We start from the raw sequence: 15,902 nt of genomic DNA, 5'->3' as shown, positions 1-15,902 counted from the left end.
GCTGCTAATCTCCTTTACAGTGTTCAATACAAAAAAAAATCGCATTTATAGAATTGTAAATACGTTCATTTTATAACTCGTCCACATAATCACAAGTTGTGGATAAAAGTTAACCAAAGGCTGTGATAAAAATTATCCACAGCATATTAACAGTTGTGGATAATTAAAATGTTCGTTTTAGTTTTCAACAAAGTGAAGCACAGTAATCGTATCAGAAAAACAAAGCTATTTCAATAGTTTGTGAAACTTATCCACATAGCTTACAGTTATGCACTTTAGAGTTGTCCACAAGCACTGCTTATGTGAGAAACCTGTAGATAATTGTTGTGGATAAAAAATAATGCAAAAAATACTATACACAACTCTGTGTAAAAAAAACAAGTACTCTGTGGATAAATATTTTTTATGTTTATGAATAAAACATAGATCCGAACACTAGAAAATTGAGAATAGAATAAATAGAAAGTTCGACTGTTTAAAAGAAATTTGTGAAATTCATTGACAAAATAACTAGATACTTTATATAATATTCGAGTCTGTATGTTGAAAAATTCAACTCATATCAGGAGGTGTCTATATAAATGAAACGTACTTACCAACCAAAAAAACGTAAGCACAGCAAAGTACACGGTTTCCGCGCACGTATGAGCACGAAAAACGGTCGCAAAGTTCTTGCTGCTCGTCGTCGTAAAGGAAGAAAAGTTTTATCAGCATAAAATAAGTCCACTGAGCCACATCAGTGGTCTTTTTTTTCTTTATTTTTGGTAAACCTAGAAATGAGGATCAAAAGATATTATCTAATAGCAGGTGAAAGAAATGAAAAAACGCCAACGAGTGAAGAAGAATGATGATTTTCAAAAGGTGTTTAAAAAGGGTAAATCTTTCGCTAATCGTCAGTTTGTTGTTTATTTTTTAGTAAAAGAGGGACAAACGGAATTTCGTGTAGGTTTATCAGTTAGTAAGAAGCTTGGCAATGCGGTAACACGCAACCAAGTAAAACGCTATATTCGACAAAGTATTCATGAATTAAAAGATGATCTAAAGCCGAATATGGATTATGTTATTATCGCCAGACATCCGGCGGCCACTATGGATTTTCATGAAGTGAAACAAAGTTTGCAGCATGTACTACGAATCGCAAAGGTAATGAAAAAAGTGTAATGTATGCAACCAAGTGGTGAAATTCCGCCTGTACTGTTAGCAATAGAATAGAAAATATGTGATTTTGTTTACAATTATAAGTAAGGGAATTATACGCACAGGGGTATTTGTAGCGGGAGTTTTCGCTTAAAAATATGTAAAATTCACAACTTAACTTAGGAATAAATGTGTGTAGTTAGAATATTTAGTAGAGTGAATGTTATAGGCATGATAAAATAACTGATAACTTTATCTTCATCGAGGACTCTCAAAAGTGGACTGAAATTAAGATAAGGCTACTGACGGTTAAACGATTATGTGATAGGAAACTGTCAGTACAAAAAGAAGCATATAGAATAAGAAAAAGTGAATAGTAATTGTAGGGGGAAGAAGGTTGAAAAAACAACATTGGGTAATTTTGTCACTAGTAGCAGTAGCCTTACTACTTTCTGGTTGTACAGAATTCAATGAACCAATTTCCAAAGATAGCACAGGCTTCTGGAATGAATTCATTGTTTGGCCGTTGGTATCAGCGATAAAATACTTTGCTGATCTGCTAGGTACGTATGCATGGGGGATCATTGCCGTAACGATTATTATTCGTTTAGCAATCTTGCCGTTGATGATCAAACAAACAAAGAGTTCTAAAAAGATGCAAGAAATTCAACCAAAATTGAAGGAACTGCAAAAGAAGTATGCTTCTAAGGATGCTCAGACACAACAACAATATCAGCAAGAAATGATGAAGTTAATGAGTGAATCTGGAGTAAATCCACTTGCAGGATGTTTACCAGTAATCATTCAAATGCCAATTTTAATTGGTTTCTATCATGCAATAAATCGTATGAATGCTACATCAACATTTGATTTAGGGAATTTCTTTATCTTCCCGTTAGCAGATCCTGCACCAGCATTAGCTATTACAGCAGGCTTAATGCAATTTATCGTTTTACGTACAGGACCAGCAATGGATAATCCTCAAATGAAAATCATGATGTATATTATGCCATTCATGATTATTGGTTTTGGTATGGCCTTACCAGCTGCATTATCACTATATTGGGTAATCGGGAATATTATTTCGATTCTCCAAAACCTGTTTATTTATAAACCTTGGAATAAAGATAAAACACAACCTGCTCAAAATGGAGGGGCTAAAAAGTGAAACAACTTACGCAAATAGGCGCAACAACACAAGAAGCGATCTCATTGGCGTTACAGAAACTTGGCAAAACCCGTGAACAAGTAGATGTTGAAGTTTTACAAGAAGGTAAAAAAGGATTTTTCGGTTTTGGTGCACGTTCTGCAGAGGTACGTGTAACAGTAAAAGAAGTTCAGGTTCCGACAATTGAAGGCGACAGTGCTGAATCGCAGGTAGAAACTCAATTAAATGAACCAATAGTAGTAGATGATGTTGAAACACTAAGTTCACAAGTTTCTGAACAACCAAGTGAAATGGAAGAAGTTCAACAAGTCGTTAAAGGACAAGATGAGGATGCTGACGCATTAAACCCAATTGAAGAGGCAAAGGATTATTTAATTAGTATTGCTGAACAATTGGCTATTCATGATCTTGAGATTGCTACGACACGCGAAGGGAAATATGTATTATTTCAACTGAAAAGTGAAAAAGCTGCACTGCTTATAGGGAAACGAGGTCAAACATTAAATTCCTTACAGCAATTAACGCAACTCGTATTAAATAAAAGCGCAAAGCAGTTCTTAATGGTGAAACTGGATGTAGAAAACTATCGCGAGCGTCGACAAGTAGCTTTAGAATTACTTGCGGATCGAATGGCGGATAAAGCATTACGCTTAAATCAACGTGTGGCATTTGAACCTATGCCGTCTTACGAACGAAAGATAATTCATAATCAATTAGCAAATCGTCTAGATCTTGAAACGTATTCAGAAGGTACAGAGCCTAATCGTTATTTAGTAATTGAACCAGTAAAAAATAATTAGATTGTTTCTTATAATCATACAGACAATATATTTTGAAAGGTCATTTTATCTTTAGGATAAAATGGCCTTTTTTAATGAAACATAGCAAATTTTGTCGAAAATATGATTAGCGAAAAATTGCTTTTATCCACATTTGGAAATGATCCTTACTTTAGATTTTGCTGAAAATATGTTAGTCTAAGGTGTTAGTAAGTATTGGTCGGTTTTGATTATCCACATGTGGATAACGTTGAGGAGGTCATTAAATGGAGTTCGATACAATTGCTGCGATATCCACACCGATGGGTGAAGGTGCCATAGCCATCGTTCGTTTAAGTGGAGACGAGGCTGTGACGATTGCAGATAAAATATTCAAATCACCTGGGGGAAAAAGTTTAACAAGAAAAGATTCGCACACTATTCATTATGGACATTTAGTCGATCCTAAAACTAATGAGGTAGTAGAGGAAGTAATGCTATCACTGATGCGTGGGCCAAAAACATTCACACGTGAGGATGTAGTTGAAATAAACTGTCATGGTGGATTAGTTTCAGTCAAACGCGTGTTGCAACTTGCTTTAACAAATGGAGCAAGGCTAGCTGAGCCAGGTGAATTCACAAAACGTGCCTTTTTAAATGGACGTATTGATTTATCACAGGCTGAAGCAGTAATGGATTTGATAAGAGCTAAAACAGATCGTGCGATGAATGTGGCTCTGGGTCAAATGGATGGAAAATTATCGAGACTTATTGGTGATTTGCGCCAAGCTTTACTAGAGACATTAGCCCAAGTAGAGGTTAATATAGATTATCCAGAGTATGATGATGTAGAAGAAATGACTGTACCTGTATTAGTAGAGAAATGTACATGGGTAAAAAATGAAATTATAAAACTTTTGCAAACATCTTCTCAAGGAAAAATTTTACGTGAGGGATTATCAACAGTTATTTTAGGTCGTCCGAATGTTGGGAAATCTTCACTATTAAATAGCTTAGTACAAGAAAATAAGGCCATAGTGACAGATATTGCAGGGACTACTCGTGATATTATAGAGGAGTACGTCAATGTCCGAGGTGTTCCACTTCGTTTAGTGGATACAGCGGGTATTCGGGAAACAGAAGATATTGTTGAACGAATTGGAGTAGAACGCTCACGGGAAGCTCTTCGTGGAGCTGATTTAATTCTGTTTGTATTAAACTATGCAGATGAATTAACTGCTGAGGATGAGCGTCTATTCGAAACAATTGAAGCGATGGATTACATTGTCATTGTCAATAAAACAGATTTACCGCAAAAAATTGATTTGGCTCATGTCAAGGAATTAGCTGGTGAGCATCGCATTGTAACAACTTCTCTGCTACAAGAGGAAGGTATTACAGAGCTAGAAGAAGCCATTGCTGCATTATTCTTTGAGGGACAAATCGAAGCGGGCGATTTAACATATGTTTCAAATGCAAGACATATTGCCCTTCTGCACCAAGCGCAAGCAACGGTAGAAGATGCAATAGCAGCTGCACAGGATGGTGTACCAGTCGATATGGTACAAATTGATGTAACAAGAACATGGGAAATACTTGGCGAAATCATTGGTGATACTGTTCAAGAAAGCCTCATCAATCAACTATTTTCTCAGTTCTGTTTAGGAAAATAATTTTTAGAAAGAAAGGAAGGTACGAGCATGCCAACAAAATATGAGGCAGGCACGTTTGATGTGATTGTGATTGGTGCTGGTCATGCAGGTTCAGAAGCTGCACATGCTGCGGCTAAAATGGGCGCTAACACATTAATGCTAACAATCAATTTAGATATGATTGCATTTATGCCATGTAATCCATCTATTGGTGGTCCTGCCAAAGGAATTGTCGTACGTGAGATTGACGCTTTAGGAGGCGTCATGGGGAAAGTGATAGATAAAACGCATATTCAAATGCGAATGTTGAATACAGGGAAAGGCCCAGCTGTACGTGCATTGCGCGCACAAGCGGACAAAGTTTTGTATCAACAGGAAATGAAACGAGTATTAGAGGAAACACCAAACTTAACAATCCATCAAGGGATGGTTGAAGAGTTAATTATTGAAGATGGGGAAGTAAAAGGGGTCATTACACAAATTGGTGCCGTTTATCGTGCTAAAACAGTCGTCGTGACAACAGGTACTTTCCTACGTGGTGAAATCATAATCGGTGATATTAAATATTCAAGTGGTCCTAATAACCAGCAACCGTCAATTCGCTTAGCTGATAATTTAAAAGAGCTAGGTTTTGACCTAGTTCGATTTAAAACAGGTACACCACCACGTGTGAATAATCGTACAATAAACTATGACAAAACAGAGATTCAACCAGGAGATGATGTTCCACGTGCATTTAGTTTTGAAACGACTGAATTCATCATGGATCAGCTACCTTGCTGGTTAACATACACAAGCCCTGAAACACATGAAATTATTGAAGCAAATTTACATCTTTCACCGATGTACTCAGGGATGATTAAAGGGACAGGTCCACGTTACTGCCCATCTATTGAAGATAAAGTTGTACGTTTTAATGATAAGCCAAGACATCAAATCTTCTTAGAGCCAGAAGGCCGCAATACACGTGAGGTTTATGTTCAAGGTTTGTCAACAAGCCTACCAGAGCATGTTCAAACACGTTTACTAAAATCTATACCTGGCTTAGAGAATGCGGAAATGATGCGTGCTGGTTATGCTATTGAATACGATTCAATTGTGCCAACACAATTATGGCCAACTTTAGAAACGAAACGTATTAAAGGCTTATATACAGCAGGTCAAATTAACGGTACATCTGGCTATGAAGAAGCTGCCGCGCAAGGCTTAATGGCGGGCATGAATGCTGCTGCTAATGTACTAGGTAAAGAGGAATTGATTTTAAGCCGTTCGGATGCTTATATTGGCGTTTTAATCGATGACCTAGTGACTAAAGGAACAAATGAGCCATATCGCTTATTAACATCTCGTGCAGAATATCGTTTACTATTACGTCACGATAATGCAGATCTACGTTTAGTAGAGCTAGCTTATAAAATGGGGATGATTCCACAAGAAAGATATGCTAGTTTCAATGAGAAAAAAGAGCTGATTGAAAATGAAATTGCACGTCTTCGTGAAGTCATTATTAAGCCAAATGAAGCGACACAATCTGTTATTCGTTCTGTTGGTGGTAGTGAATTAAAAGACGGTATTCGTGGCGCAGATTTATTGAAACGCCCTGAAATGCATTATGAGTTAATTTCTTCTTTAATTCCTGCAGAAATTGAATTGACGGATGAAGTGAAAGAACAAATTGAAATTCAGCTTAAATATGAAGGCTATATCGAAAAAGCATTGCAGCAGGTAGAGAAACTCCACAAAATGGAAAACAAAAAAATCCCTGAGAATATTGATTATGATGCTATTTCAGGTTTAGCAACAGAAGCGCGTCAAAAATTAAAACAAGTTACACCACTGTCTATTGCGCAAGCCTCTCGTATTTCTGGTGTTAATCCAGCTGATATTTCAATTCTGCTTGTTTATATTGAACAAGGTAAAATTGCGAAAGTAAGCAGCTGATCATCAACAACAGTAAAGTGAATAAGAGGCGGGCATACCATTGTGCCCGCTTCCTATTTTTAAGGCTATACTATTAGTTGGAGTTGTATAGCTAGATAACAAAGGAGACTTTCCATGAACGAACAACAATTTATTGAGGCTCTGAAAGAGAAAGGTATCGAACTTTCTGATATGCAAATTGCTCAATTTAAAAAGTATTTTGAATTACTTGTTGAGTGGAATGAAAAGATGAACTTAACCGCTATAACAGATTTAGAAGGCGTATATTTAAAGCATTTCTTCGATTCAATTAGTCCTTCATTTTACTTTGACTTTTCAAAAGTAGTAACTGTTTGCGATGTTGGGGCAGGAGCTGGTTTTCCAAGTATCCCAATTAAAATCTGCTTCCCACATTTACAAGTTACAATTGTCGACTCATTAAATAAAAGAATTACCTTTTTAAATCATTTAAGTGATGAGTTACAATTAGAGAATATGCATTTTGTACATGCTCGAGCGGAAGAGTTTGGCCAAAATTTAAAATACCGTGAACAATTTGATGTGGTAACGGCACGTGCTGTAGCTCGTTTATCAGTTCTAGCAGAGCTATGCGTACCTTTAGCAAAACAAGATGGATATTTTGTTGCTTTAAAAGCCGCAGCTGGAGCAGAAGAATTAAAGGATGCTAAAAAAGCTTTAACAACATTAGGTGTTAAACTGAGAGAGGAATTTTCTTTCAAGCTACCTGTTGAAGAAAGTGACCGCATTTTATATATATTTGATAAAATAAAAGGAACACCGAAAAAATATCCGCGTAAGCCAGGTGTACCAAATAAAACACCGATTCAATAATTAGTGTTTCATGTGAAACTTCTCAAAGTGGAAAATATTTTTTCTATTTTGAGCATACATACTAGTTATGGATGGTTCACGCAAAAGACATCTATGAACTATATACATTTAAAGAAATATAATAAATAATAATAGAATGACACAGAGCAAGATAGTTACTTAAAGGTGGTGCCACTTGGATGAAAAGTCCTTTTTCACGTTTTTTTGGAGGCGGCAGTAAAACAGAGCCTATTGTGAAAAATGAAGTAGAACAAGCAGAGGCGGTTCATGCAGCGGAAGAAGTCATAAAGTTGCCTATTGATCAAATTGTACCTAACCGTTTTCAGCCACGTACTATTTTTGATGATGAAAAAATTGAAGAATTATCAAGAACCATTCATACACATGGTGTGATTCAGCCAATTGTTGTACGTAAAACATCAGAAAATCAATATGAAATCATCGCTGGTGAGCGTCGTTATCGAGCGATGAAAAAGCTACAATGGACAGAAGTCCCTGCTATTGTACGTAATTTAACTGATAAGGAAACAGCTTCTATTGCGTTAATAGAGAACTTGCAGCGTGAGGAGTTAACTGCAATTGAAGAAGCGGTAGCCTATCAAAAATTATTAGAGCTTCATGAGCTAACACAGGAAGCTCTTGCCCAAAGACTTGGAAAAGGACAATCCACTGTAGCCAACAAATTACGTTTATTAAGGCTGCAAGATGAAGTACAGCAAGCTATTTTGAAGCGACAAATATCTGAACGACATGCACGTGCATTAATTGCTATTAAAGATCAACCATTGCAATTAGAAATTTTACAGCTAGCAATTGATAATGATTGGAATGTGCGACAGCTAGAGGAGCACATTCAGGGTATATTACATCCTGTAGCTGACGAGCAGGAAGAAACAATCCCAAAAAAAGCGAAGCCAAAACGTAAGGCCATAAGTAAGGATGTGCGTATTGCTTTGAATACCATCAAACAGTCGTTAACGATGGTAACAAAAAGCGGGATTACGGTGAAAACTGAAGAAGAAGATACAGAAGAATACTATCAAATTACAGTGAAAATTCCTAAAAAGAAAAAAGTATAGTAAATTATTTTAGAAAAGTAATATATGGATCAAATTCATCACTGTACAGGGGAGATATCTCAGAAGGTTAATTGAGATGTCTCCTTTTTTGTATATATTCTTAATATTTTATACAACTCTCTTCATTTTTTTTGATAGAATGAAAGTTAGATAGCGGATTAAATAGTGATTTTACAAATGATTTGTCAAAGTAAACTTTGATAGATGAAAGCAGGTGCTTTTAAATGGGTAGAATTATAGCAATCGCCAATCAAAAGGGTGGCGTAGGTAAAACAACAACTTCGGTCAATTTGAGCGCTTGCCTAGCATACTTAGGTAAGAAGGTGCTTTTAATTGATACTGATCCGCAGGGGAATACAACAAGTGGACTTGGTATTAATAAAGGAGAGATACAGGGTTGCATTTATGATGTGCTCATTGATGATGAAGATGTTCAAAATGTCATTCAAAAAACAAAGGTAGAAAATTTATCTATCGTGCCGGCAACAATCTCGCTTGCAGGCGCAGAAATTGAATTGGTTTCCACTATTTCAAGAGAAGTACGTTTAAAACATGCTCTACAAAATGTGAAAGAAGATTTCGATTATATAATTATTGACTGTCCACCATCTTTAGGGCTTTTAACAATCAACGCGTTAACAGCTTCAGATGCGCTCATTATCCCTGTACAATGTGAATATTATGCATTGGAAGGGTTAAGTCAGTTATTATCAACAGTTCGCCTCGTTCAAAAGCATTTGAATCAACAGCTTTACATCGATGGCGTTTTATTAACAATGCTGGATGCACGCACAAACTTAGGCTTGCAAGTTATTGATGAAGTGAAAAAATATTTCCAAGATAAAGTATATAAAACAATAATTCCTCGTAATGTGCGATTAAGTGAGGCACCAAGTCATGGTCAACCAATTATCACTTATGACGCAAAATCTAGAGGTGCAGAAGTTTATTTAGAGATGGCGAGGGAAGTGATTAAAAATGGCTAAAGGTCTAGGGAAGGGTATTGGTGCATTATTTCCAGGAGAGTCTTTAGAACACAGTGGGCAAGTGGAAGAAATCCAATTAGATTTAATTGTTGCGAACCCATTTCAGCCTCGTAAAATTTTCGATGAAGAAAGTTTACAAGAATTAGCTGATTCTATTAAAGAACATGGGATTTTGCAGCCAATTGCCGTGCGTAAAAAAGCACGCAAGTTTGAAATTGTTGCGGGGGAGCGTCGTTACAGAGCTTGCCTATTAGCTGGCCTCGAGGTTATTCCTGTCATTATAAAAGAGCTATCAGATGCACAAATGATGGAGCTCGCTATTTTAGAAAACCTCCAACGTGAGGATTTAACTGTAATTGAAGAAGCTGAAGCCTATCAGAGTTTAATGGAAAACTTACATTTAACACAGGAAGAGTTATCGAAGCGACTAGGAAAAAGTAGACCACATATTGCCAATCATGTTCGGCTACTAGCCTTACCAGAAGATGTACGTAAATTGATGAATGATGGAACATTATCAATGGGGCAGGGACGAGCATTACTCGGCTTAAAAAATAAAAGAAGAATATCAGAAGTGGCCAATAAGGTAATAAATCTAGGATTGAATGTACGTCAAGTTGAATTATTAGTGCAAAACTTAAATGAAGAAGTTTCACGTGAAACAATCCCACCTAAGAAAAAAGATATTTTTGTAACTGCAAAGGAGTCACAATTACGAGATTACTTTGGAACAAATGTTCAAATTAAAAAAACAAATAATAAAGGGAAAATTGAAATTGAATTTTATTCTGAAGATGATTTAGAACGTATATTGGAAATATTAAACATACAGGAAGAATAAAATAATATTCCTATAACTTAATCAGAGCGCCAAGCAAACAGGCGCTCTCTATTTTTTAGAGAGAAAGAAGGCTTAAGTGTGGTATTACTAGGAGCATTGATAAATGCTTTGTTAATTATAGCAGGAGCATTAGTAGGGCGGATTTTTAAAAATATCCCTGAATCTATGAAATCTACGGTCCTATCTATTATTGGTTTAGCCGTCACATTATTAGGGATAAAAATGGGCTTTGAAAGTGATAATTTTATTATCTTGGTAGTAAGTTTAGTGGTAGGTACAGTAATAGGTGAGTGGTTAGATTTAGATAAACAAATGAATCGTCTTGGTAAATGGGTAGAGAGTTTATTTCATACGAAACGGGATGACCAAAATCAAATTAGCATAGCAGAGGGCTTTGTCACTGCCTCACTAATTTTTGTTGTAGGATCAATGGCTGTTATTGGTGCACTCGATAGTGGTCTTCGTAATGACCATAATGTCCTCATTACAAAAGGATTAATAGATGGATTTACATCCATTATTTTAGCATCCACATTAGGTATAGGTGTACTGCTATCCGCTGTACCTGTCTTTGTTTATCAAGGATTAATAGCTCTTTTTGCAGGTGTTATAAGTTCCTTTATCCCTGATGCCGCATTACAAATGTTCATTACAGAAATGACGGCAGTTGGCGGGGTTATGATTATGGCAATAGGGTTAAACATTGCGGGCTTAGCTAAGATCAAAGCTGCTAACCTGCTGCCAGGTATCGTCATTGTTGGTATTATGGTGGCTATCTTCTACATTTTTTAGTGAATAACGATGAGCAGCCAGTAATAATGCTCTTGAAAGCTTTTCAGCCATTGCATAAGAAATATGAAGTCTTGTATTTTGTAAAACAAGCATCTCCATAAATCCTCCAATATTGACGATTCCTTTCACGGAAATGTCTCCAATTGGGGGTAATTCTTTTTTTACAGCTTTTCCAGGGAAGATAGGGCCACTTTGAACTGAAATATGACCAACATTTTGCTCACTGCCAAGACAGGCATCAATCGCAATAATGAATGGTTTTGTAGTATGATTGTGTAGCTGTTGCATTGTAGAATCTAAGTTTAGAGCATGTAAAGGGTCTTCTAAGGAACCTACAATTTCATAAGGAAAACTAACAGATTTTTTTAAAAAGCTACCAGTTAATGGCCCAAGTGTATCACCCGTACAACGGTCACTGCCAATACAACAAAAAATTAGTCTTTCATGATGAAACGGTATATGTTCTAAAAATAATGTACTTAATTGCCAAACAGCATTTTTACTTTCGTGATGAAGGGAATAAGGTAGTAACAAATTTGGTATAGTATTCATAAAAAAACTCACTTTCTTTTTATTTTTAGAAGTGCTCAATTTTTATGCAGTATACGCAAATTTTTAGCAAGTTATTCAAGAGGTGGTAATGATGGAAAAGAATAAAAAGTTAATGGAGAAATACTGGGACAAGCTCACATCTGAGGATCTTTGGGAAAAGGTTATTGATGCATCTATAGAAATTTTGCTCATTCTATTAGTATCGTGGATCGCTGTAAGATTAGGTAAAAAATTTATTAAAAAGGTGTTTTTAATCCGTATGCGTTCACCATTGAGCCACTCAGAGCGACGCCAACGAACAATTTCAAGATTATTACAAAGCGTGATTTCCTATGTCGTTTATTTCTCTGCAATCATTGGTATACTTTCTTCCTTAAATATAAAGGTAGCAGGTTTATTAGCGGGTGCAGGAATTGTTGGTTTAGCAATAGGTTTTGGTGCTCAAAGCTTAGTAAAGGATGTTATTACTGGATTCTTTATTATTTTTGAAGACCAGTTTGGTGTAGGCGATTATATAAAAATAAATGCTGCAGAAGGTACAGTTGTAGAAATTGGCTTACGTACAACAAAAATTAATGGTGCTACTGGTGAACAGTTCATCATTCCCAATGGTGCCATAGGCGAAGTCGTCAATTATTCTGTTAACAACTCCAAAATTTTTATAGATTTACAAATGGCCGCGGATGCTGATTTTGAGAAAGCAGAAGGGGTTATTAATAAGTATTTAGAGACATTGCCTAAGATGCATAAAGAATTAATTGCAGCTCCGGTATTTCTAGGTGTGCAAAATGTGAAAGGGACAGAAGTAACCATTCGTATAGCTGCTGAAACATTACCGCAGCAACAATATGGAGTAGCACGTACCATACGCCGCGATATTACGAAACTCTTTGAAGAAAATAATATACCAATGGCCTATCCAAAAATGATGTTCTATGGCAAAGATGAGGGGAGAAGTGTGTAAGATGGAGGCAAAAAAATTTGGTTTAAACGATATTGTTGAAATGAAAAAACAACATCCATGCGGTACTAATAAATGGAAAATTATTCGTATGGGGGCGGATGTACGTATCAAATGCGAAGGATGTCAGCATAGTGTCATGATTCCACGTCGTGAATTTGAGAAAAAAATGAAAAAGGTTTTATTTTCTGCGGAAGAGTCGTAACATCAGGCATATTAGACTTTTTCTGGGTGAATCAATATAATAGATAAGGTTATAAGAGAGAAAATTTGAACTGAGTATAGAAAGGTTGTGTCCATCCATGGCATTAACAGCTGGAATCGTTGGTTTACCTAACGTTGGAAAATCAACATTATTTAACGCAATAACAAAAGCGGGCGCATTGGCTGCAAACTATCCATTCGCAACGATTGATCCAAACGTTGGTATAGTTGAAGTACCTGATGCACGTTTAGATAAATTAACAGAATTAGTGGTACCGAAAAAAACTGTGCCAACTGCATTTGAATTTACAGATATCGCTGGAATTGTTAAAGGTGCTTCCAAGGGTGAAGGATTAGGAAATAAGTTCCTAGCTCATATTCGTGAAGTAGACGCAATTTGTCAGGTAGTACGTTGTTTTGTAGACGAAAACATTACTCACGTTTCTGGTGCAGTAGATCCAATTGACGATATTGAAGTTATTAATCTAGAGCTTGCACTAGCTGACTTAGAATCTGTGGATAAACGTTTACAACGAGTTAGCAAAATGGCGAAACAAAAAGATAAAGAGGCTATGATAGAAGAGCCAGTGCTTCTAAAAATTAAAGAGCAACTAGAAAACGGTAAACCAGCTAGAGCAGCTGAGCTATCAGATGATGAATTAAAGGTAATTAAAGGTCTTCATCTACTAACAATTAAACCAATGCTTTATGTAGCAAACGTTTCAGAAGATGAAGTAGCAGATGCAGACAACAACGAGTATGTGAAAAAAGTACGTGAGTATGCATCCGCTGAAGGTGCACAGGTCATTACTATTTGTGCAAAAATCGAAGAAGAAATTTCTGAGTTAGATGATGAAGAAAAAGCTATGTTCTTAGAAGAATTAGGAATTAAAGAATCTGGTTTAGATCAACTAATTCGTACTTCTTATGACTTATTAGGACTAGCTACTTACTTCACTGCAGGTGTACAGGAGGTACGTGCCTGGACGTTCCGTAAAGGAATGAAGGCACCTCAATGTGCAGGTATTATTCATACTGACTTTGAGCGCGGCTTTATTCGTGCAGAAACAGTGGCATATGATGATCTTCTTGAGGCAGGTTCGCAAGCAGCGGCTAAGGAAGCTGGTAAAGTACGTCTTGAAGGTAAAGAATATGAAGTACAAGATGGCGATATTATGTTATTCCGCTTTAATGTATAAAAAACTTACAAGGGCAATCTAAAATGGTTGCCCTTTTTCGATTGCTTAGTTATCAGAATTTTTAATGTATGGAGGCGACTTATGAATGAATCCTGTGCAAATTAAGGAACGTGGTTTAGAGTTTGAGCAACTGGGGATGTTACCACAAGATGTCTTAGATTATATTTATGAACAACGATTATTCAAATTGTTCACTCCAAGAGAATTAGGTGGTATGGATTTAAATTTAGTAGAAGGTGTAAAGATATTTCAACAGATGTCTGCACTTGATGGCAATTTTGGATGGCTCATTACTATTGGTACAGGTGGAAACGCATTTATTCCAACATTCAGTAAGGAAATTTGTGAAAAAATCTATTCTCCTAAAGAAGCAGTTATAGCAGGTAGTGGATATCCAACAGGGATAGCTGTAAAAACAATTGGAGGCTATTATGTAACAGGGCAATGGAAGTATTGTAGTGGTTCTAATTATGCATCAACATTTACGATGAATTGTTTAATTGAAGAAGATGGTATCAAAACCGAAAAAATTATTAGCTGCTCAGTAAATCCACATGATGTAGAAATTTTGAATGATTGGTCTGCAATGGGTTTAAAGGCAACAGCTAGTCATACAATCCGTGTAAACAATGTTTGGGTACCACAGGATGCTACTTTTCAATTAGGGGTCATCAGAAATGATTATGGCAATTCAGTACATAGCTTTCCATTTACCACTTTTGCAGAGGCTTCTTTTTTAGGCGTTTGTCTTGGGATGACAGAGAATTTTTTAGAAGAAGCTTTTGCTTTAATGAAGCAACGAAATCATGATGGAAGCAGAACTGAGCGAATTGGAGCCTTCCAATTTTTATTGATGCAGCAGCATAAACGTTTCAAGCAATGCGAGGAACAGTTTTATGCAACATTATCTGTCTTTTGGCAACAGCATCAAAAAGGTGAACAATTAACGGAAGAGGAATTATCACAATTTACTCAATTGGCTAAGGATATAGCTGCTGCTTGCTTAGAGATAGCGAATAATTTAATACGCTGTCTTGGTATGGATGCTATTACAGAAACATCTACGATTAACCGTATTTGGAGAAATTTATATACAGCAGCCCAGCATGGATTTTTAACTCCTTAAAGTATAAATAGAATCTGTAGTTGTTCATTTCTAATCTACAGATTCTATTTAATTATGTAGTCTTATTTTAATGATGATCCTTTTCCTGCAATAGATAAACATACAGCTTTGGTAATTTAGGATCATCCTGTACGATAGCATTACGTGGATATTTACGTAGCTCTTTATACATGGCAAAATCGCCTACAGCTCCAGCTATTAACACCGCCCCTATCAATATTAAAACAGTACTGTTAAGATAAAACCCAACAATGGTTGGAAGTACTCCAGTCGTCCAGAATGGCAGTAATAAAGCTTTTTTCATAGCATGGTTGGGGAGAGGTTGCTCAGTAGTTGCATAGGCAATACCTTGCTCTAAATTTATGCCATATTTTAAAGCTTTAAAGGGAACTCTGCCAAAAATCATAAAGCCAATTAAATGAAAAGCCTCGTGTAGGATAATAAAAATTATATACAGCACAACAAATAGTGCTGTGCCACCAATCATCTTCCAAAAAGAAAAATGGAAATCTTTAAAGCAAATATATTGAATGGCAATAAATAATATGACAAGACCACTTGTAATCACAAAATTGTCGATCATTAACTTCTTTAAATCTAATTCGATAACGATAGGCTCCTTATCGTTGGTTAACATGAAGGCACTCCTTTCATAGATAATGAAATATACTGCCA

General features: G+C 36.2%; 17 protein-coding genes. 15 read left to right on the top strand and 2 right to left on the bottom strand.

All coding sequences use genetic code 11. The features are described 5' to 3' along the window. The first annotated feature begins 581 nt into the window (after window positions 1-581). The 11 genes from rpmH (at window position 582) to MHB39_RS23570 (ending at window position 11,185) form a co-directional block, all read left to right on the top strand. Entirely contained in the window at window positions 582-716 is a 135-nt protein-coding gene (gene rpmH / locus MHB39_RS23620; RefSeq protein ID WP_004233310.1) for a 50S ribosomal protein L34, read from the top strand. A 100-nt stretch (window positions 717-816) separates the two neighbouring features. After that, a complete protein-coding gene (gene rnpA, locus MHB39_RS23615) occupies window positions 817-1,161 on the top strand; it encodes a ribonuclease P protein component (RefSeq protein ID WP_004233316.1) in 345 nt (114 codons plus the stop codon). 373 nt (window positions 1,162-1,534) lie between these two features. Then, entirely contained in the window at window positions 1,535-2,305 is a 771-nt protein-coding gene (yidC, locus tag MHB39_RS23610) for a membrane protein insertase YidC (RefSeq protein WP_016994934.1), read from the top strand. After that, complete coding sequence (gene jag / locus MHB39_RS23605) at window positions 2,302-3,105, top strand: RNA-binding cell elongation regulator Jag/EloR (protein ID WP_342545552.1); 804 nt, start codon at window positions 2,302-2,304, stop codon at window positions 3,103-3,105. The genes yidC and jag overlap by 4 nt, the downstream gene beginning before the upstream one ends. A gap of 245 nt (window positions 3,106-3,350) precedes the next feature. Then, window positions 3,351-4,736 (top strand): tRNA uridine-5-carboxymethylaminomethyl(34) synthesis GTPase MnmE, encoded by a 1,386-nt coding sequence (gene mnmE / locus MHB39_RS23600; RefSeq protein WP_342545550.1) that lies wholly within the window; start codon window positions 3,351-3,353, stop codon window positions 4,734-4,736. A 27-nt stretch (window positions 4,737-4,763) separates the two neighbouring features. Next, window positions 4,764-6,656, top strand: a complete 1,893-nt coding sequence (mnmG, locus tag MHB39_RS23595) for a tRNA uridine-5-carboxymethylaminomethyl(34) synthesis enzyme MnmG (protein WP_016994931.1) — start codon at window positions 4,764-4,766, stop codon at window positions 6,654-6,656. Window positions 6,657-6,770: 114 nt separating this feature from the next. Then, entirely contained in the window at window positions 6,771-7,487 is a 717-nt protein-coding gene (gene rsmG, locus MHB39_RS23590; RefSeq protein ID WP_016994930.1) for a 16S rRNA (guanine(527)-N(7))-methyltransferase RsmG, read from the top strand. A 179-nt stretch (window positions 7,488-7,666) separates the two neighbouring features. Further along, a complete protein-coding gene (noc, locus tag MHB39_RS23585; protein ID WP_342545549.1) occupies window positions 7,667-8,566 on the top strand; it encodes a nucleoid occlusion protein in 900 nt (299 codons plus the stop codon). A 224-nt stretch (window positions 8,567-8,790) separates the two neighbouring features. Continuing rightward, the gene (locus MHB39_RS23580) at window positions 8,791-9,552 is read left to right on the top strand and encodes an AAA family ATPase (RefSeq protein ID WP_016994928.1); all 762 of its coding nucleotides are present in this window, start codon (window positions 8,791-8,793) and stop codon (window positions 9,550-9,552) included. Beyond that, window positions 9,545-10,393 (top strand): ParB/RepB/Spo0J family partition protein, encoded by an 849-nt coding sequence (locus MHB39_RS23575; RefSeq protein WP_036077940.1) that lies wholly within the window; start codon window positions 9,545-9,547, stop codon window positions 10,391-10,393. Before MHB39_RS23580 ends, MHB39_RS23575 begins: the two co-directional genes overlap by 8 nt. 78 nt (window positions 10,394-10,471) lie before the next feature. After that, on the top strand, window positions 10,472-11,185 hold the full coding sequence (locus MHB39_RS23570) for a DUF554 domain-containing protein (RefSeq protein ID WP_036077938.1): 714 nt from the start codon (window positions 10,472-10,474) through the stop codon (window positions 11,183-11,185). Here MHB39_RS23570 and yyaC read toward each other — a convergent pair. Continuing rightward, window positions 11,105-11,737, bottom strand: coding sequence for a spore protease YyaC (yyaC, locus tag MHB39_RS23565; RefSeq protein ID WP_016994926.1), 633 nt, complete (start codon window positions 11,735-11,737; stop codon window positions 11,105-11,107). The genes MHB39_RS23570 and yyaC overlap by 81 nt on opposite strands. A 91-nt stretch (window positions 11,738-11,828) precedes the next feature. Between yyaC and MHB39_RS23560 the strand changes: the two genes are divergently transcribed. The 4 genes from MHB39_RS23560 to MHB39_RS23545 all read left to right on the top strand — a co-directional run bounded on the left by MHB39_RS23560 (window position 11,829) and on the right by MHB39_RS23545 (window position 15,227). Continuing rightward, window positions 11,829-12,701, top strand: a complete 873-nt coding sequence (locus MHB39_RS23560; RefSeq protein WP_342546954.1) for a mechanosensitive ion channel family protein — start codon at window positions 11,829-11,831, stop codon at window positions 12,699-12,701. Between the two features lies 1 nt (window position 12,702). Then, window positions 12,703-12,903 carry a DUF951 domain-containing protein gene (locus MHB39_RS23555; protein WP_048395226.1) on the top strand — a complete coding sequence of 67 codons (201 nt, stop codon included), beginning with the start codon at window positions 12,703-12,705 and terminating at the stop codon, window positions 12,901-12,903. 97 nt (window positions 12,904-13,000) lie between these two features. Continuing rightward, complete coding sequence (gene ychF, locus MHB39_RS23550; RefSeq protein ID WP_016994923.1) at window positions 13,001-14,101, top strand: redox-regulated ATPase YchF; 1,101 nt, start codon at window positions 13,001-13,003, stop codon at window positions 14,099-14,101. Between the two features lie 85 nt (window positions 14,102-14,186). Continuing rightward, window positions 14,187-15,227 (top strand): acyl-CoA dehydrogenase, encoded by a 1,041-nt coding sequence (locus MHB39_RS23545; RefSeq protein WP_342545548.1) that lies wholly within the window; start codon window positions 14,187-14,189, stop codon window positions 15,225-15,227. Window positions 15,228-15,294: 67 nt separating this feature from the next. Here the strand turns inward: MHB39_RS23545 and MHB39_RS23540 are convergent, their stop codons facing one another. After that, window positions 15,295-15,864, bottom strand: a complete 570-nt coding sequence (locus MHB39_RS23540) for a DUF3267 domain-containing protein (RefSeq protein ID WP_103119041.1) — start codon at window positions 15,862-15,864, stop codon at window positions 15,295-15,297. Between the last annotated feature and the right edge of the window lie 38 nt (window positions 15,865-15,902).

Origin of the sequence: Lysinibacillus sp. FSL K6-4013, from assembly GCF_038630435.1 — a bacterium.
Classification (GTDB): Bacteria; Bacillota; Bacilli; order Bacillales_A; family Planococcaceae; genus Lysinibacillus; species Lysinibacillus boronitolerans.
Note: the sequence above shows the minus strand (reverse complement) of the source record. Positions and strands in the feature narration are given on the sequence as shown.

Coding starts and splice junctions, on each gene's coding strand:
- rpmH (WP_004233310.1), top strand. CDS start 582: ATGAAACGTACTTACCAACCAAAAAAACGTAAGCACAGCAAAGTACAC.
- rnpA (WP_004233316.1), top strand. CDS start 817: ATGAAAAAACGCCAACGAGTGAAGAAGAATGATGATTTTCAAAAGGTG.
- mnmE (WP_342545550.1), top strand. CDS start 3,351: ATGGAGTTCGATACAATTGCTGCGATATCCACACCGATGGGTGAAGGT.
- mnmG (WP_016994931.1), top strand. CDS start 4,764: ATGCCAACAAAATATGAGGCAGGCACGTTTGATGTGATTGTGATTGGT.
- rsmG (WP_016994930.1), top strand. CDS start 6,771: ATGAACGAACAACAATTTATTGAGGCTCTGAAAGAGAAAGGTATCGAA.
- noc (WP_342545549.1), top strand. CDS start 7,667: ATGAAAAGTCCTTTTTCACGTTTTTTTGGAGGCGGCAGTAAAACAGAG.
- MHB39_RS23580 (WP_016994928.1), top strand. CDS start 8,791: ATGGGTAGAATTATAGCAATCGCCAATCAAAAGGGTGGCGTAGGTAAA.
- MHB39_RS23575 (WP_036077940.1), top strand. CDS start 9,545: ATGGCTAAAGGTCTAGGGAAGGGTATTGGTGCATTATTTCCAGGAGAG.
- yyaC (WP_016994926.1), bottom strand. CDS start 11,737: ATGAATACTATACCAAATTTGTTACTACCTTATTCCCTTCATCACGAA.
- MHB39_RS23560 (WP_342546954.1), top strand. CDS start 11,829: ATGGAAAAGAATAAAAAGTTAATGGAGAAATACTGGGACAAGCTCACA.
- MHB39_RS23555 (WP_048395226.1), top strand. CDS start 12,703: ATGGAGGCAAAAAAATTTGGTTTAAACGATATTGTTGAAATGAAAAAA.
- ychF (WP_016994923.1), top strand. CDS start 13,001: ATGGCATTAACAGCTGGAATCGTTGGTTTACCTAACGTTGGAAAATCA.
- MHB39_RS23545 (WP_342545548.1), top strand. CDS start 14,187: ATGAATCCTGTGCAAATTAAGGAACGTGGTTTAGAGTTTGAGCAACTG.
- MHB39_RS23540 (WP_103119041.1), bottom strand. CDS start 15,864: ATGTTAACCAACGATAAGGAGCCTATCGTTATCGAATTAGATTTAAAG.